Source organism: Novosphingobium sediminicola (genome assembly GCF_014196525.1).
GTDB classification, from domain to species: Bacteria; Pseudomonadota; Alphaproteobacteria; order Sphingomonadales; family Sphingomonadaceae; genus Novosphingobium; species Novosphingobium sediminicola.
Map to the genome: position 1 here is coordinate 83,246 of NZ_JACIDX010000012.1, position 17,267 is coordinate 100,512.

The following is a 17,267-nucleotide window of genomic DNA, read 5'->3' on the forward strand; positions in this document are numbered from 1 at the left end:
TGGAAGGGTTTGCCCGCCGGAGGCAAAAACCCAAAACCCCTAAGCCGCGTCCCCAATCCCAAGCTCGCTCAACTTTCGATACAGTGTCGAACGCCCGATCCCCAGCCGCCGCGCCACTTCGGTCATGCGGCCGCGATAGTGCCCGATGGCCAGCCGGATCACGTCCGCCTCAATGTCTTCCAAAGGCCGCAGATTGCCATCGGCGGTAAACAGCATCACGCCCGCGCTTTCGTGGGCTACGCCATTGCTGATGGCCAGCGGTTCGGCGGTTATCATGCTGGAGAGCTGGGGGAAATCGTCAGCGGTCAGCGCGTCGCCATCGCAAAAGACGGCGGCGCGGAACAGGACGGCCTGAAGCTGGCGCACGTTGCCGGGCCAGTCATAGGCCGAGAGCAGCGCCAGCGCGCCATCGGTGATGCCCAGTTCGCGCAGGCCCGGCTGTTCCCCGATGCGGGCAAGGAAATGTCGCGCCAGCGCCGGAATATCGCCCAGCCGCGCGCGCAGCGGCGGCAGCGACACCGTGGTCGCGCAGATCGCGGCATGGAGTTCGGGCAGGAAGTCGCCGTGGACGATCAGATCCTTGAGTGGATAATTCGACGCCGCGATCAGCCGCACATCGACCCGAAACGCATGGCGCGCGCCAATCGGGCGGCATGATCCGGTGGTCAGATATTCGGCCAGCCGTTCCTGCACGCCCATGGGCAGGCGGTCGATTTCGTCGATGACCAGCGTGGCGCCGTCGCAATATTGGATCGCGCCTATCTGGCGGTCAAACGCGCCGGGGAAGGCGCCCTTTTCATGGCCGAACAGGGCCGATTCGATCGAATTGCCCGGCGTTGACCCGGCATTGACCATGCGCAGCGGCATCTTGGCGCGTTGCGATGCGGCGTGGATGGCGCGCACCAGCATTTCCTTGCCGGTGCCGCTTTCCCCCTCGATCAGCAGGTGGCCCTGACCGCGCGCGGATTTTGCAGCGATGGCAAGGGCGGTACGGAAAGCCGGAGCCGCGCCGATCATGGATTCGAAATCGGCCGGACCGTTCATCTTTTCGGTCAACGGCTGTAATTCATCGCGCGGTGTTTCGCGCGTGGTAGCGTTGCGCAGCGCGCTCATCAAGCGGTCGGGCGCGATGGGCTTGATGAGGTAATCGGTTGCACCCGCGCGCATGGCTTCGACCGCCAACAGCGGCGAGGCCGAGGTGGTCAGCATCAGGATCGGCAGGGCGGGACGGCGGCTGCGCAGATCGGCGATCAGCGAGCAGGCTTCATCGCCCGGCACCCATTGGTCAAGGATAACCGCGCCCAATTGCATGCCTTGCCGCGTTCCCAGCATGGCCACCGCCGTTTCGGCATCGCCCACCACCAGCGTTCGCCAGCCCTCGCGCGCGGCCAGTGCCGTGATCAGGCGGCTCTGCGCCGGCTCATCGTCGATCAGCATCAGCAGGCGCTGTTCGGTTTCTGCCATATTTGCGCGGTCTGTCGTCATAAAGGCAGGATTTAGCCAAATTGGGTAAAGACCTGCTTAAACGCGTCTTGTCAGCGGTCCTGATTTTTTCCGGGGCGGCGTCCACCATGTTGGGCATCACGACGGAAAATGAATTTTGACCCATGGTGCAATTTATCTTTTGCCGCGGATCATGTTTGGCCTTGTGCTGAGGATTGAGGGTGATAAGAATTGCACAAGAATAATGGGACAGGGGTAAAATCAATGGCAAACACTCAGGATATTACCACCGCACGGCAAACCTATGAGGGTTTCATTCGCCTGATCAAGGTCAGCACCCCGGTCATCGCCATCGTGGCCGCTTTCGTCGTCTATCTCATCTCCCGCTGAAAGGTCTGGAATGACGGATAAATTGCGTATCGCCGCTCTTACAGAAAGAGCGGCGGGGGAAACGCGCGTCTGCGTGACGCCGGAAACGGTGAAGAAATTCACAAACCTTGGTGCGATTGTGGCGGTGGAAAGCGGGGCGGGGCATGCCGCCTCGATTGCTGACGCTGATTATGCGGCCGCCGGTGCGGTCCTGGGCGATGCGGCTTCGGTGGTCGCGGGCGCGGACATTGTGCTGGGGGTTCAGGGGCCTGATGTGGGCCTGCTCTCGGGTGCAAAGCCGGGCGTGTGGGTCGCGGCGGGGCTTGATCCCTTTGGCCAGCGCGGGCGCATTGACGCCTATGCGGCCGCCGGGGTTGAGGCGCTGGCGATGGAATTCATGCCGCGCATCACGCGCGCGCAGTCGATGGATATTCTTTCGTCTCAATCCAATCTGGCCGGATATAAGGCCGTGATCGATGCGGCGGGCGTTTACGGCCGGGCATTTCCGATGATGATGACGGCGGCCGGTACGATTTCTGCGGCCAAGGCGTTCATTATGGGCGTGGGCGTGGCGGGGCTTCAGGCCATCGCCACCGCGCGCCGTCTGGGCGCGCAGGTTTCGGCCACCGACGTGCGCAGCGCGACCAAGGAGCAGATCCAGAGCCTTGGCGCCAAGCCGATCTTCGTGGAAAACGTTGCGGGCATCGAGGGCGAGGGCGCGGGCGGCTATGCCACCGAAATGAGCCCCGAATATCAGGCGGCGCAGGCCGAACTGGTTTCCAGCCATATCGCCAAGCAGGACATCGTCATCACCACGGCGCTGATCCCCGGTCGGGCCGCGCCGCGTCTGATTTCGGACGCGCAGATCGCCACGATGAAGCCGGGCAGCGTCATTTTCGACCTTGCCGTGGCGCAGGGCGGCAATGTCGAAGGCTCCGTTCCCGATCAGATCGTGGATCGTCACGGCGTCAAGATCATCGGCTATTCCAATACGCCCGCGCATTTGCCCGCCGATGCTTCGGCTTTGTTTGCGCGCAATCTCTACAACTTCCTCTCGGCCTTTTGGGACAAGGAGCAGGGCAAGCCTGTTCTGGACGAGGAAATCGGCAATGCGATCCGGCTGACGCAAGGCGGTCAGGTCGTCAATCCGCGACTGCTCTGAGGGGAGGGCGTTATGGACTTTATCTCGATCCTTTCGATCTTCGTGCTGGCGTGTTTCGTCGGCTATTATGTGGTGTGGTCGGTCACGCCCGCGCTGCACACGCCCTTGATGGCGGTGACCAATGCGATCTCATCGGTGATCGTGGTGGGCGCGTTGATCGCGGCGGCGGCCAGTGGTCTTGGCGCTGCGGGTGGCGTGTCGAAATGGCTGGGGCTGGGCGCGGTGGTGCTGGCCTCGGTCAATATCTTTGGCGGCTTTGCGGTCACGGCGCGCATGCTGGCCATGTATAAGAAGAAGGAGAAGAAGTGATGGAACATGTCACAACTCCTTCATGGGCGATGTTCGCCTATCTCGTTTCGGGCGTGCTGTTTATTCTGGCGCTGCGCGGGTTGTCGTCTCCGGCCACCAGCCGCGCGGGCAACCGCTATGGCATGATCGGCATGGTGATTGCCGTGGCCACGACGTTGGTGACGCATGAGATTGCCGGATTGCCGGAAATCATCGGCGCGCTGGCGATTGGCGGCGGCATCGGCTTTGTCATTGCGCGGCGCATTGCCATGACGGCGATGCCGCAATTGGTCGCAGCGTTTCACTCGCTGGTCGGTATGGCGGCTGTGCTGGTGGGCTGGGCGGCTTATCTCAATCCTGAGGCTTTCGGGATTGCTGAGGGTGGCCAGATCCATGCTCAATCCTGCATCGAAATGGGCCTTGGCATTGCCATCGGCGCCATCACGTTCAGCGGCTCGATCATTGCCTTCCTTAAACTGGCGGGCAAGATGTCGGGGGCGCCAATCATGCTTCCCGGCCGCCATGTCATCAACCTTGGCACGATTATCGCGATCCTTAGCCTCGTGGGTTATTTCACGGTGGATCAGAGCCTGTGGGTGATTGGTCTCATCTCGTTGCTGGCCTTCATCATCGGCTTCCTGCTGATCATCCCGATCGGCGGGGCGGATATGCCGGTGGTGGTCTCGATGCTCAACTCGTATTCGGGCTGGGCGGCCGCCGCGATGGGCTTTACGCTGCATAATACCGCTATGATCATCACCGGGGCGCTGGTTGGCTCTTCGGGCGCGATCCTTAGCTATATCATGTGCAAGGCGATGAACCGGGGCTTCCTTTCCGTCATCGCGGGCGGTTTCGGCGCTGCGCCTGAGGCTGGCGCGGGCGGCGCGCCCAAGGAGCAGCGTCCGTGGAAGCGCGGCTCTGCCGAAGACGCGGCCTTCCTGATGAAGGAAGCCGAGAGTGTCATCATCATCCCCGGCTATGGCATGGCGGTGTCTCAGGCCCAGCATGCGCTGCGCGAAATGGGCGATGTGCTGAAGAAGGAAGGCGTTTCGGTCAAATATGCCATTCACCCGGTTGCGGGGCGAATGCCGGGCCATATGAACGTCTTGCTGGCCGAAGCTAACGTGCCTTACGATGAAGTCTTCGAGCTGGAGGACATCAATTCCGAGTTCGGCCAGTGCGATGTCGCCTTCATCATTGGCGCCAATGACGTGGTCAATCCCGCCGCCAAGACCGACAAGTCCAGCCCGATCTACGGCATGCCCGTGTTTGACGTGGAAAAGGCCAAGACCGTCATGTTCGTCAAACGCTCGATGGGTGGCGTAGGCTATTCAGGTGTTGATAATGATGTCTTCTACATGGACCAGACCATGATGCTGCTGGCCGACGCCAAGAAGATGGTGGAAGACATCGTCAAGGCGCTGGCCCATTGATAAAGGTCTGATAATGCGCCGTTTTCTGACAGTTCTTGCCCTTACCCTCGCCCTCTCGGGCTGTGTTCAGGGGATTGCCCGGGGCCGGGTGAAATCTGCCCTTGTGGGGGCGGGGCTGTCCGAACCGGTTTCGGCCTGCATGGCCGAGCATATGGTGGACAAGCTGACCATTTCGCAATTGCGCCAGTTGGAGGCGCTGCAGGGGCCTAAGCGGTCGCTGTTCGATTATGTGATGGCGGTGCGTCGGATTCAGGACCCTGAGGTTATTCGGGTGACGGCTGCGGCGGCCGGGTTGTGCATGTCGGGTTGGGAAAGATAAGATTTGAAGGTTTGCCTCCGGCGGGCAAAGGGTCTCGACCCTTTGCAATCCCATGAATGGGGTGGTGCTTAATCTGCGCGCGCAGATTGAATTTTAAGGCCTGCGGCGCTTTAGGGTTATGCCTATCCGCGCCGCAGGCTTTATATTTCACCATCGCGTGCGACACCGGGCGCCGAACCTGTGGCGCAACAAAGACAGTAACGGGAGCGCGAGGGACAAGTCCCTCGCATCTTTCCTTTTCCTTTGATCTTCGCTACCCCAAACCCATGCCCCTATCCCCCCTGGCCTGCGACCCATCGCAAACCCTTGGCCGTGAATTCGCGCTCGAAGGTTCGATCGCCCGCGGCCCGCGCAGCCCGTATCAGCGCGACCGCGACCGGATCATCCACTCGATTGCGTTCCGGCGCTTGCGGCATAAAACGCAGGTTTTCGTCGCCCCCGATGGTGACCACTACCGGGTCCGCCTGACGCACAGCTTAGAGGTGGCCCAGATCGGCCGCGTGATCGCCCGCGTTCTGGGGCTGGACGAGGATCTGACCGAAGCGTTGTGCCTTGCGCATGACATCGGCCATCCGCCCTTTGGCCACAGCGGTGAGGATGCGCTGGACGAGGCCCTGAAGGAGCAGGGCGGCTGGGACCACAATGCCAATACGCTTCGCACGCTGATGCGTCTGGAAAGCCCCTATTGCGAGCATGAGGGGCTGAACCTGACGTGGGAGACGCTGGAGGGGCTGGCCAAGCATAACGGGCCCGTTATGCATCCAAACTGGGCGCTGGCCGAATTGGACGCGGCCTATCCGCTGCATCTGGGCGAATGGTCGTGTCTTGAGGCGCAGGTGGCCGCGATTGCCGACGATATTGCCTATGACAATCACGATATTGACGATGGCCTGCGCGCCGGTTTCCTCCATCTCGATGATCTGCTGACCCAGCCCTTCGTGGCCGAGCAATGGCGCGCGGTGGAGGCTAAACACCCCAACGCCCCCCATGACCGCAAACTGCGCGAGCTGGTGCGCAGCCAGATCGGCATCATGGTGAACGACGTGATTGCCGAAACGCAAAGCCGCACGCATGGTATGGCCGGCATTGCCGAGATCCGCGCCGCATCCCGCGCCAGCGCTGCCTTCTCGCCCGCCATGGCTGAGGCTGAGCGGGCCCTCAAGCGCTTCATGTATGACCGGCTCTATTACCACCCGGAGCAATTGGCCACGGCGGAAAAGGCGCATCAGGTCGTATCGGGCCTGTTCGCCGCCTATCGCGAGGACCCTTCGCGTATGGGCGAGGCATGGGCCGCCCGCCTGCCGCAGGCCGAGCCGCAACGCAGCCGCCATATCGCGGACTATATCGCGGGCATGACCGACCGTTTCGCCATCGCACAATACCGCATGATCCACGGCACAGCCCCCGAAGGATTGAGTAACGTCTGACCCCGATTGCGCCGGATTTATGGAGCGGATTACGTATTGGGGTAGAATTTCTGACAGGCTGTTTGACTTTTGCGCCGCAAAAAGAGATGGCGAATATCAGTCGCTGAACGATGCGGGAGAGTTCGGGTGATTCGCAAGAATTGCCCGGCGCCGAAGGAGCAACCGCCCCGGAATCTCTCAGGCAATAAGGACCGTGTCGGTCAATAGCGACGCTCTGGAAAGTGCAACTGGGCCATAGGGCGCAGGGGCCGCCGAAGGGGTAAATCTGCGCATTCCCATGCGCGGGCTAAGCTCTCAGGTTTCCGTGACAGAGGGGGCACCAGGACTGGTGCAACGCTGTGCGGAAGGCTGATTTGTGAGCGACACATACAATATTGATGCAGGCGAAGAAGCCGAAATCCCCGAAACCCTCACGCTTCCCCTCGACGCATGGCACCGCGCGCGCGGCGGCCGTATGGTCGAATTCGCCGGTTACTGGATGCCGGTGCAATACGAAGGCATCATGGGCGAACACCTGTGGACCCGCGAAAACGCTGGCCTGTTTGATGTCAGCCACATGGGCCAGTTGGTCGTGTCCAGCGAGGACGAGGATCAGCAGGACGCCGTCACCGCTCTGGAAGCGCTGATGCCCGCCGATCTCTCGATCCTGAAAGTTGGCCGCCAGCGCTATTCGCTGCTGCTGAATGAAACCGGCGGGATCATCGACGATCTGATGATCACGCGCTGGCCGGGCGGCTTTTTCCTGATCGTCAATGGCGCGACCAAGTGGGACGACATTGGCTATCTGCGCGAATTCCTGCCCGACGATATCACGCTGACTCACCGTGACGAATTTGCCCTGCTGGCGCTGCAAGGCCCCCGCGCCGCCGAGGCGCTGGCCTCTTTCGGCATCGCGCCCGCCCAGCCGCAGATCGTGCCCGTTGACCAGCTCTCCTTCATGCAGGCCGGTCCCTATGTGTGGAACGGCGTCGAACTGCATATCAGCCGCAGTGGTTATACCGGCGAAGATGGCTATGAAATCGCCGTTCCGGCCGAAAGCGCCGAGGCGCTGGCCGAGATGCTGTGCACCCACGAAGCGGTCAAGCCCATCGGACTTGGCGCGCGTGACAGCTTGCGCATGGAGGCGGGCCTGCCGCTCTACGGCCATGATCTGAATGAGGAAATCGACCCCATCAGCGCAGGGTTGTCCTTCGCCATTTCCAAGCGCCGCCGCGCCGAAGGCGGCTTCCCCGGCGCCGACCGCATCCTGACCGGCCTGTCGCAGGGCACCGAAACGGTCCGCGTGGGCCTGAAACTCTCGGGCCGTCAGGCCGCGCGCGAAGGCGCCGAGGTGTACAGCGGCGAGGATAAGGTCGGCGTGCTGACGTCTGGTGGCTTTGCGCCGAGCCTCGGCTGCCCCATCGCCATGGCCGATGTGCCCGCCGCTCTGGGCGCGCCCGGCACCGAACTTTTCATCGACGTGCGCGGCAAGAAACTGTCCGCCACCGTCGCTGCCATGCCTTTCGTTCCCCATCGCTATTTCCGCAAAGGAGCCGCAAAATGACCCGTTATTTCACCAAGGACCACGAGTGGATCTCCGTTGACGGCGATGTGGCGACCGTCGGCATCACCGATTTCGCGCAGAACGCTCTGGGCGACATCACCTTTGTCGAAGTCCCCGAAGCGGGCAAGGCCGTGAGCAAGGGCGACACCGCCGCCGTGGTCGACAGCGTCAAGGCCGCCAGCGACGTTTACGCCCCCGTTTCGGGCGAAGTGATCGAAGGCAATGCGGCGCTGGAAGAAGCCCCCGAACTGGTCAACACCTCGCCCGAGAGCGAAGGCTGGCTGTGGCGCATGAGCGTTTCGGACGCCGGCGAGCTGGCCGATCTGATGGATGAGGCCGCTTACGCCGCCTATATTGCGGAGCTGTAATCCCTCATGCGCTATTTGCCTCTCACTCCGGCCGACCGCGCCACGATGCTGGCGCGGATCGGCGTGGACAATATTGACGCGCTGTTTTCCGATGTGCCCGCTGATGCGTTGCAGGCCGGACCCATTGCGGGCCTGCCTGCACACGCGAGCGAAATGGCGGTCGAACGCCATATGGGCCGCCTTGCCGGAGAGAACCTCTCGGCGGGCGCGGCGCCCTTCTTTCTGGGCGCGGGCGCGTATAAGCACCATATCCCCGCCAGCGTCGATCACCTGATCCAGCGCGGCGAGTTCCTCACCGCCTATACGCCCTATCAGCCCGAAATCGCGCAGGGCACGCTTCAGGTGCTCTTTGAGTTCCAGACGCAGGTCGCGCGCCTGCTGGGCACTGATATTGCCAACGCCAGCCTCTATGACGGCTCGACCGCCTGCTGGGAAGCGATCGCGATGGCGCATCGCGTGACCAAGCGGAAGAAGTCGATCCTGACCGGCGGCCTGCATCCGCATTATGTGGCGACCGCCCAGACCATGGCGCGTTTCACCGATGACGTGCTGGTGGCGCAGGCCCCGGTGCTGTCGGGCGATGCCGAGGATGCCGCAATCATCGCCGCCATCGATGGCGAGACGAGCGCGGTTGTGGTGCAATACCCGGATATTCTGGGCCGCATCCCAGATCTGGCCGCCATCGCTGCGGCGGCGCAGGCGCATGGCGCGCTGCTGATCGCGGTGGTGACCGAGCCGGTGGCGCTGGGTCTGCTCGAAGCTCCCGGCGCGCTGGGCGCGGATATCGTCGTGGGTGAGGGGCAGTCGCTGGGCGTGGGCCTGCAATTTGGCGGGCCGTATCTGGGCCTGTTCGGTTGCCGCGAAAAGTTCCTGCGTCAGATCCCCGGTCGTCTGTGCGGCGAAACGGTGGATGCCGAAGGGCGCCGCAGCTTCGTGCTGACGCTCTCGACGCGCGAACAGCATATTCGCCGCGAAAAGGCGACCAGCAATATCTGCACCAATTCAGGACTTTGTGCGCTGGCTTTCAGCATTCACATGAGCCTTCTGGGCGGCGCTGGACTGGAACGTCTGGCCCGCATCAACCATGGCAAGGCGCAGGCGCTTGCCCAGGCTTTGATGCAGGTTCCGGGCATAAGTGTCCTGAACGATGCCTATTTCAACGAATTCACCGTGATCCTGCCCAAGGACGCGCGCGAGGTCGTCGATGCCCTGGCGGCCAAGGGCGTTTTGGGCGGCGTGCCTTTGGGCCGTCTCTATACAAATCAGCCCGCGCTGGCCAATGGGCTGCTGCTGACGGCCACGGAATGCACGAGCGATGAAGATATCGCGGCCCTTGTGGCGGCGCTGAAGGAGGTGCTGTGATGAACGCTCCCAACGCTTCGGGCTGGCGCCCGGAAATGGGTGAGGCAGGCGCGATCCTGCCCGCCACGGTCAGCGGCGATCATGGCCTCAACCTTGAAGAAAAGCTGATCTTCGAACTGGCCGCGCCCGGCACCTATGGCGTCGATTTCGACGATGCCGACGTGGCGCCCGCGCCCGCGCTGGGCAAGTTCCTGCGCAAGGCCGCTCCGGCTCTGCCGGGTCTGACCGAGCCGGAAGTGGTGCGTCATTACACGCGCCTTTCGCGTCAGAACTATGCCATCGATCTGGGGCCGTTCCCGCTCGGCTCCTGCACGATGAAGCACAACCCGCGCCTGAATGAAAAGGTCGCGCGGATGGCCGGTTTTGCCGATGTCCACCCGCTTCAGCCGACGCAGACGGTGCAGGGCGCGCTGAAGGTCATCACGCAGCTTGCCGATTGGCTGATGGCGCTGACGGGCATGCCCGCCGTTGCCATGACCCCCAAGGCGGGCGCGCATGGCGAGCTTTGCGGACTGCTCTGCATCCGCGCCGCTCTGACCGCGCGTGGCGAGGAACGCCCTGTGGTGCTGGTGCCCGAAAGCGCGCATGGGACGAATCCGGCCACTGCCGCCTTCGCCGGTTTCCGTGTGGAAAATATCCCCGCAACCGAGGATGGCCGCGTGGACGTGGCCGCGCTGACGGCTCGCCTGGGGCCGGACATCGCGGGCGTGATGATCACCAACCCCAACACCTGCGGCTTGTTCGAGCGTGACCTGAAGGTCATCTCGGATGCAGTGCATGGCGTGGGCGGCTATGTCTATTGCGACGGCGCGAATTTCAACGCCATCGTCGGCAAGGTGCGCCCCGGCGACCTTGGCATTGATGCAATGCATATCAACCTGCACAAGACCTTTTCGACGCCCCATGGCGGCGGTGGTCCGGGTTCGGGTCCGGTGGTGCTGTCCGAGGCTTTGGCTCCGTTTGCCCCGCTGCCCTTCGCGACGCTCGATGCCGATGGCGTCGCGCATCTGGTCGAGGAAGGCGATGCGCACGATCATGGTCATCCCAACAGCTTTGGTCGCATGACCGCGTTCCATGGCCAGATGGGCATGTTCACGCGCGCGCTGACCTATATCCTCAGCCACGGCGCGGATGGTCTGCGTCAGGTGTCCGAGGATGCGGTGCTGAACGCCAATTACATCCTGCGCGAGCTGGAAGATGTGCTGGACGCGCCCTTTGCCGCCTATGGCCCGTGCATGCATGAGGCCTTGTTCAGCGACAATGGCATGGCCGAAGGCTTCTCGACGCTGGATCTCGCCAAGGGTCTGATCGACGAGGGTTTCCACCCGATGACGGTCTATTTCCCGCTGGTGGTCCATGGCGCGATGCTGGTCGAACCCACCGAAACCGAGAGCAAGGCTGGCACCGACCGTCTGATCGCCTCGATGCGCTCGCTGGCCGAGCGCGGGCGGGCAGGGGACGTGACGTTAAAAAGCGCGCCTCACTATACACCGCGGCGCCGCGTTGATGAAACGCTGGCGGCGCGCAAGCCCAAGCTGGTCTGGAAGGACTAAGCTATAGGGTCGCAGGAGGGGGCCGCTGCGTTCGCGTGGCGGCCCTTTTTCTATGCCCGTTTCAGGCGGTTTCGCGGGCCGCTTTGATCCTGTCCTCTTTAACCCGCCGATGCTCGCGCAGGGCGATCATCATCCCCGCCGCCACGATCAGCGGCGCCCCGGCCCATGTATGCGCGGGCGGCAATTGCTCGAAGATCGTCCAGCCATAGATCGTCGTCCAGATCAACGTGGCATAGTCCATCACCAGCACGCTGGCCGCCGAACCAAAGCGCAGCGCCGCCGTCAGCAGCACCTGCGCCAGCGCGCCGACGACGCCCATCGCGATGATCTCGGCCCAGAGCGCGGGCGAATGCGGCGTCATATACCACAGCATCGTCGGGGTCAGCAGCAGCGTGCCGAAAAGCGCGAAGTAGAAGACCACCGCAATCGGCGTCTCGGTGCTGGTCAGATCCCGGATCTGCAGGCTGATGACCGCCACCAGAAAGCCGGAGGAAAGCCCCGCCGCCAGCCCCAGCGGCGAAATTCCCCCTGCAATCGAGGCGCCATCGCGCGGCGCGGTGATGATCAGCACGCCCGCAAAACCCAGCGCCACCGCCATCCAGCGCAGCCGCCCCGGCGGCGATTTATAGACAATCGCCGTCAGCAGCACCGCAAACAGCGGCGTGGTAAACCCCAGCACGGTGGCCACCGGCAAAGGCAGCAAGACCTGCGCGCCGAACAAGCAGACCATGCCGATCGAGCCGGTGATCGTGCGCAAGGCATGGGTTTTGAGCCGCCGCGTATAGAGCGAAAACAATTTGCCCCGCACCGCTAGCCATCCGCCCAGCAAGGGGATCGTCAAAGCCTGACGCCAGAACATGATTTCGGGCAGGGCCACGCCGCGCTGATGCAGCAGCTTGACCATCATATAGAGCGTGGCCAGCGCGAGCGTGGCGGCAAGGCGCAGGCCCAGCGCCAGAAAGGGGCGTTGATGTTGAGGCACGCGCGGCCCTTAACCCATCGGGGACGATTGTTGCACCGCTATTTTGCGCATCGCGCGATGCCGCGCCCGCATCAGCCGGTCAGAGGCATGCCTCAAGGAAGGTCTGATCAAAGCCAAACTGGCGCGCCTTTTCCAGCGTGTAGGGACGCAGGCCCGAGGAGCGCCATTCGCCGATGATCTTGCCGTCGTCGGTTTCGTCCAGATATTCGAATTTGAACAATTCCTGCGTGACGATTACATCGCCCTCCATCCCGATCACCTCGGTGATATTGGTGGTGCGGCGGCTGCCATCGCGCAGGCGCTTTACCTGAACGATGAGATCGACCGATTCGGCGATCTGGCGGCTGATGGCTTCCTTGGGGATCTTGATGTCGCCCATCAGGATCATGTTTTCCATACGACCAAGGCATTCGCGCGGGCTGTTGGCGTGGAGCGTACACATCGAGCCATCGTGGCCGGTGTTCATCGCGGCCAGCAGGTCAAAACATTCCGCGCCACGAATTTCGCCGAGGATGATGCGGTCGGGGCGCATACGCAGGGCGTTTTTCACAAGGTCGCCAATGGTGATCGCGCCTTGTCCTTCGAGATTGGGCGGGCGCGTTTCCAGCGGCAACCAGTGCGGCTGTTGCAGGCGAAGTTCGGCCGCGTCTTCGATGGTCAGCACACGCTCGCCCGGATCGATCATTTTCGACAGGGCGTTGAGCATGGTGGTCTTGCCCGAACCCGTGCCGCCCGAAATCACGATGTTCATCCGGCATGCGCCCGCGATTTTCAGCGCTGTGGCCATGCGGTCATTCATCGATCCGAAATCGCGCAGCATGTCGATGGTGATCGGCTTTTCGGAAAACTTACGGATCGAGATCGCCGTGCCGCGCAAGGACAGCGGCGGCACGATCACGTTCACACGGCTGCCGTCCTTCAATCGGGCGTCGGCCAGCGGCGTGGTCTGGTCAACGCGGCGGCCGACCTGATTGACGATGCGCTGGGCGATCTGGAACAGATGCTGTTCATCGCGGAAACGGATCGTGGAAAGCTGAAGTTTGCCCTTCTTTTCGATATAGGTCTGGTCCGGGCCATTGACCATGATATCGGACACGTCGGGATCGTTAAGCAATTCCTCCAGCGGGCCAAAGCCAAGCAATTCATCGATCAGCACCTTTTCCAGCGCGAATTGCTCGCGCCGGTTCAGCGTGATTTTCAGTTCGGCCAGAACCTCCATGATGATCGGGCGGAATTCCTCGGCCAACTCATCCTTGGTCAGCGTGGCCGCCGCTTCCGGGTCAACGCGTTCCAGCAGGCGGGGCAGCACCTGCTCCTTGATTTTGTGAACGCTGGCCTCGAAACCTTCAGCCTGGCGGGTGGATTCGACGGTCGAATTCATCCGCTCGGCCAGGCGCGCCATGGCATCGCCGCCCTTGCTGTCCATCGACATCTCGGTCTCGGCGGGCAAAGGCGGAAATTGGTCCCCGCCCGAAGGCGGCGGCGGCGGTGCGCCGGTCGGCAATCCATCGGCCCGCATCGGGCGCGCTACGCCGAACTGCGGTCTTGCCCCAGCGCCGAAGCTGCCGGGGCCAGTGCGTCGACCGAATGCGCTCATCGTCGTCCATTCCTTCACATACCGCACAGATGTCGCATGCGACCGTTTGGGAATGCGATCTGCCTGTGCCAATTGAGCAAGGTGAATAGAGTGGAAACTTTGAGGATTTGCTAATGGCCAAGCGGCGATCACGGGCAAATACCGATTATAACGATCCGGATGAGGCATCTGCGTCCCCACCGGCGCCTTCTTGCTGGCTGTGCGAAAGGCCGCTGGGGCAGAGGGCCGAATGGCATCACCCGGTTCCCAAATCACGCGGCGGACGCAGCGTGGTCGGCGTGCATCCGATCTGTCACCGGGCGCTGCATGCCAATTTCACCAATGCCGAACTGGCGCGCATCGGCGAGGATGTCGCGATGTTGCGCGGGCATGAGGTTTTGGCGCGGTTTCTGAACTGGGTGGCGGGAAAGGACCCCGATTTTCATGTGCCGACTGCGAGGAGGGGGAGGGGGTAAGGTTTGCCTCCGGCGGGCAAAGGGCGGGGGCCTTGTGCAATCCCGTTATGGGGTTGCCTGAGATCGGCTATGGAGCGCTGATCCGCGAAGCGGTTTAATGGCCTGCGGCGCGGCGATGTTGCGCTGCTTCGCGCCGCAGGCTTTTAAAATTTAAACATGGCCTTTGACACCATTACGCTGCCTCGGATGCGCAACAATGACAATAACGGGATTGCAAAGGGACAAGTCCCTTTGCCCGCCGGAGGCACCTCATCCCAATAGAAAAGGGCCGGAAAAAGGCGCTAACCCCTTTCCGACCCCTAATCTGTTATCCGTCAAAGCGTATCGACGAGGCCATCAGCCCCGCCGATCACCAACGATCAACCAACCAGCTTTTCAGCCAGCACGGTCAGACCCTTGGGCGTCACTTCGGCAAAACCGCCAGCGATGGCGATTTCTTCCGGAGCCGCGTTTTCGCTCTTGTACACTTTCACGGTGCCATCGGCGATGGTCGAGAGGAAAGGCGCATGGCCTTCCAGCACGCCGAACTCGCCTTCCGAACCGGGGACGACCACCATGTGGACTTCCTCGGAACGAACCAGCTTTGCAGGCGTGACGAGTTCGAAATGCAGCGCCATGGCTTAGGCAGCCTCAGCCAGCTTCTTGGCCTTGGCGACCGCTTCCTCGATGCCGCCGACCATGTAGAAGGCCGCTTCGGGCAGGTGGTCGTATTCGCCATCGACCACAGCCTTGAACGACTTCACGGTGTCTTCGACCTGCACGAACTTGCCGCTGATGCCGGTGAACACTTCGGCCACGTGGAAGGGCTGCGACAGGAAGCGCTGGATCTTGCGGGCGCGGGCCACGGTGAGCTTATCTTCTTCCGAAAGCTCGTCCATGCCCAGGATCGCGATGATGTCCTGCAGCGACTTGTACTTCTGCAGCGTTTCCTGAACGCGGCGGGCGGTTTCGTAGTGCTCCTGACCGACAACGGCGGGCGTCAGCACGCGCGAGGTCGAGTCGAGCGGGTCAACCGCCGGATAGATGCCAAGTTCCGAAATTGCGCGGTTCAGCGTGGTCGTTGCGTCCAAGTGGGCGAACGAGGTAGCCGGCGCCGGGTCGGTAAGGTCGTCCGCGGGAACGTAAATCGCCTGAACCGAGGTGATCGAACCCTTGGTGGTCGAGGTGATGCGTTCCTGCAGCGCGCCCATGTCGGTCGACAGGGTGGGCTGATAACCCACGGCCGAAGGAATACGGCCCAGCAGAGCCGACACTTCCGAACCGGCCTGGGTAAAGCGGAAGATGTTGTCCACGAAGAACAGCACGTCCTGGCCTTCCTGGTCACGGAAGTATTCAGCCATGGTCAGACCCGACAGAGCCACACGAGCGCGGGCGCCCGGCGGTTCGTTCATCTGGCCGAATACGAGAGCAACCTTCGAACCATCGGGGGTCGGGTTGCCTTCGGCGTCCTTGGCGATAACGCCGGCGTCAAGGAATTCGTGGTAAAGGTCGTTACCTTCGCGGGTGCGTTCCCCCACGCCCGCGAACACCGACACGCCGCCGTGGCCCTTGGCGATGTTGTTGATCAGTTCCTGAATGAGAACCGTCTTGCCCACGCCTGCGCCGCCGAACAGACCGATCTTGCCGCCCTTGGCATAGGGAGCCAGAAGGTCGATGACCTTGATGCCGGTCACGAGGATCGCCGCTTCGGTCGACTGGTCGATGAATTCGGGAGCCTTGGCGTGGATCGGGGCAACCTGATCGGCGCCGACCGGGCCACGTTCGTCGATGGGATCGCCCACGACGTTCATGATGCGGCCCAGCGTCTTGGGGCCGACCGGCACCGAGATCTGCGCGCCGGTGCTGGTCACGGTCTGGCCGCGGGTCAGACCTTCGGTGGCATCCATCGCGATGGTGCGGACGGTGTTTTCGCCAAGGTGCTGAGCAACTTCGAGAACCAGACGGTTGCCGTTGTTGTCGGTTTCCAGAGCGGTCAGAATCGCCGGGAGTTCCCCGTCGAAGGCAACGTCGACGACGGCGCCGATAACCTGGGCAATCTTGCCAGTGCTGGTGGACATGGGTTTCTTCCTTGCCTGCTGTGTCGTCGTCAGAGCGCTTCGGCGCCCGCGATGATTTCAATGAGTTCAGTGGTGATCGCGGCCTGACGGCTGCGGTTATACTGGATGGTCAGCTTGCTGATCAGGTCGCCTGCGTTGCGGGTGGCGTTATCCATGGCGGTCATGGATGCACCCTGTTCGCTGGCCGCATTTTCCAGCAGAGCGCCGAAAATCTGCGTCTTGAGATAGCGCGGCAGCAGAGCGGCGAGGATTTCTTCTTCCTCGGGCTCATATTCGACCACCGAATCCGCCGCCACAGCCGACTTGGGGGCCGGAACGGGGATAATCTGCTGTTCGGTCGGCTCCTGCAGCAGGGCGCTGCGGAAACGGCTGAAGAACAGATGCGCTACATCAAACTTGCCTGCATCATACAGCGCCACCAGTTCGGCAGCGATCGCATCGGCTTCGCCGTAGCCTGCTTCACGAACGGTCGTGGTGTCAAAGCCGCCGATGATCGCATTGGGGAATTCGCGACGGATAACCGCGCGGCCCTTGCGACCGATCAGATAGAACTGCACCTTCTTGCCTTCGGCTTCCAGAGCCTTGGCCTTCAGGCGAGCCGCCTTGACGATGTTCGAGTTGAAGGCGCCGCACAGACCGCGATCCGAATTGGCCACCACCAGCAGATGCACTGCATCCTTGCCGGTGCCGGCCAGCAGCTTGGGGCTGCTTTCGCTGACCACGATGCGCGAGGCGAGGCTGGCGACAACGCCCGCCAGCCGCGAGGCATAGGGGCGCGCGGCCTCGGCAGCGGACTGCGCCTTGCGCAGTTTCGCCGCCGCGACCATTTGCTTGGCCTTGGTGATCTTCTGGGTCGACTTGACCGAGTTGATCCGGCCTTTGAGTTCCTTAAGGCTGGCCATTGCCAAC

17 protein-coding genes and 2 riboswitches are annotated in these 17,267 nt (G+C 62.4%); of the genes, 11 read left to right on the forward strand and 6 right to left on the reverse strand.

The window, feature by feature from the left end; translation table 11 throughout:
* Positions 1-39 precede the first annotated feature (39 nt).
* A complete protein-coding gene (locus GGR38_RS15590; protein WP_183627113.1) occupies positions 40-1,464 on the reverse strand; it encodes a sigma-54-dependent transcriptional regulator in 1,425 nt (474 codons plus the stop codon).
* Between the two features lie 210 nt (positions 1,465-1,674).
* Between GGR38_RS15590 and GGR38_RS15595 the strand changes: the two genes are divergently transcribed.
* The 10 genes from GGR38_RS15595 to gcvPB all read left to right on the forward strand — a co-directional run bounded on the left by GGR38_RS15595 (position 1,675) and on the right by gcvPB (position 11,267).
* Positions 1,675-1,833: an aa3-type cytochrome c oxidase subunit IV gene (locus GGR38_RS15595; protein ID WP_256432788.1), complete on the forward strand. Its 159-nt coding sequence runs from the start codon at positions 1,675-1,677 to the stop codon at positions 1,831-1,833.
* Between the two features lie 10 nt (positions 1,834-1,843).
* Positions 1,844-2,974, forward strand: coding sequence for an NAD(P) transhydrogenase subunit alpha (locus GGR38_RS15600; protein WP_183627114.1), 1,131 nt, complete (start codon positions 1,844-1,846; stop codon positions 2,972-2,974).
* Positions 2,975-2,986: 12 nt separating this feature from the next.
* Positions 2,987-3,283 carry a proton-translocating transhydrogenase family protein gene (locus GGR38_RS15605; protein WP_168605214.1) on the forward strand — a complete coding sequence of 99 codons (297 nt, stop codon included), beginning with the start codon at positions 2,987-2,989 and terminating at the stop codon, positions 3,281-3,283.
* Complete coding sequence (locus GGR38_RS15610) at positions 3,283-4,695, forward strand: NAD(P)(+) transhydrogenase (Re/Si-specific) subunit beta (protein ID WP_183627115.1); 1,413 nt, start codon at positions 3,283-3,285, stop codon at positions 4,693-4,695. Before GGR38_RS15605 ends, GGR38_RS15610 begins: the two co-directional genes overlap by 1 nt.
* Positions 4,696-4,783: 88 nt before the next feature.
* On the forward strand, positions 4,784-5,014 hold the full coding sequence (locus GGR38_RS15615; protein WP_183627116.1) for a hypothetical protein: 231 nt from the start codon (positions 4,784-4,786) through the stop codon (positions 5,012-5,014).
* A 266-nt stretch (positions 5,015-5,280) separates the two neighbouring features.
* Positions 5,281-6,441, forward strand: a complete 1,161-nt coding sequence (locus GGR38_RS15620) for a deoxyguanosinetriphosphate triphosphohydrolase (protein WP_183627117.1) — start codon at positions 5,281-5,283, stop codon at positions 6,439-6,441.
* A gap of 103 nt (positions 6,442-6,544) precedes the next feature.
* Positions 6,545-6,645, forward strand: a riboswitch (glycine riboswitch).
* A riboswitch (glycine riboswitch) is annotated at positions 6,646-6,762 on the forward strand. It begins immediately after the preceding riboswitch.
* 34 nt (positions 6,763-6,796) lie between these two features.
* Positions 6,797-7,984: a glycine cleavage system aminomethyltransferase GcvT gene (gene gcvT / locus GGR38_RS15625; RefSeq protein WP_183627118.1), complete on the forward strand. Its 1,188-nt coding sequence runs from the start codon at positions 6,797-6,799 to the stop codon at positions 7,982-7,984.
* Entirely contained in the window at positions 7,981-8,352 is a 372-nt protein-coding gene (gene gcvH / locus GGR38_RS15630; RefSeq protein ID WP_183627119.1) for a glycine cleavage system protein GcvH, read from the forward strand. The genes gcvT and gcvH overlap by 4 nt, the downstream gene beginning before the upstream one ends.
* A 6-nt stretch (positions 8,353-8,358) precedes the next feature.
* Entirely contained in the window at positions 8,359-9,714 is a 1,356-nt protein-coding gene (gene gcvPA / locus GGR38_RS15635) for an aminomethyl-transferring glycine dehydrogenase subunit GcvPA (RefSeq protein WP_183627120.1), read from the forward strand.
* On the forward strand, positions 9,714-11,267 hold the full coding sequence (gcvPB, locus tag GGR38_RS15640; RefSeq protein WP_183627121.1) for an aminomethyl-transferring glycine dehydrogenase subunit GcvPB: 1,554 nt from the start codon (positions 9,714-9,716) through the stop codon (positions 11,265-11,267). Before gcvPA ends, gcvPB begins: the two co-directional genes overlap by 1 nt.
* A gap of 61 nt (positions 11,268-11,328) precedes the next feature.
* On the opposite strand, the gene GGR38_RS15645 is transcribed toward gcvPB, so the two are convergent.
* Positions 11,329-12,249, reverse strand: coding sequence for a DMT family transporter (locus GGR38_RS15645; RefSeq protein ID WP_343059126.1), 921 nt, complete (start codon positions 12,247-12,249; stop codon positions 11,329-11,331).
* A 79-nt stretch (positions 12,250-12,328) separates the two neighbouring features.
* Entirely contained in the window at positions 12,329-13,846 is a 1,518-nt protein-coding gene (locus GGR38_RS15650; RefSeq protein WP_183627122.1) for a TadA family conjugal transfer-associated ATPase, read from the reverse strand.
* A 113-nt stretch (positions 13,847-13,959) separates the two neighbouring features.
* On the opposite strand from GGR38_RS15650, the gene GGR38_RS24195 reads away from it, so the two are divergent.
* The gene (locus tag GGR38_RS24195; RefSeq protein ID WP_246404749.1) at positions 13,960-14,301 is read left to right on the forward strand and encodes an HNH endonuclease; all 342 of its coding nucleotides are present in this window, start codon (positions 13,960-13,962) and stop codon (positions 14,299-14,301) included.
* 359 nt (positions 14,302-14,660) lie between these two features.
* Here the strand turns inward: GGR38_RS24195 and GGR38_RS15660 are convergent, their stop codons facing one another.
* From GGR38_RS15660 to GGR38_RS15670, 3 genes are read right to left on the reverse strand one after another with little or no spacing between them, the layout of a single operon-like run.
* On the reverse strand, positions 14,661-14,918 hold the full coding sequence (locus tag GGR38_RS15660; RefSeq protein WP_168605224.1) for an ATP synthase F1 subunit epsilon: 258 nt from the start codon (positions 14,916-14,918) through the stop codon (positions 14,661-14,663).
* A gap of 3 nt (positions 14,919-14,921) precedes the next feature.
* Positions 14,922-16,358 carry a F0F1 ATP synthase subunit beta gene (atpD, locus tag GGR38_RS15665; RefSeq protein WP_183627124.1) on the reverse strand — a complete coding sequence of 479 codons (1,437 nt, stop codon included), beginning with the start codon at positions 16,356-16,358 and terminating at the stop codon, positions 14,922-14,924.
* Between the two features lie 29 nt (positions 16,359-16,387).
* Positions 16,388-17,260, reverse strand: coding sequence for a F0F1 ATP synthase subunit gamma (locus GGR38_RS15670; RefSeq protein WP_172338587.1), 873 nt, complete (start codon positions 17,258-17,260; stop codon positions 16,388-16,390).
* Positions 17,261-17,267 lie beyond the last annotated feature (7 nt).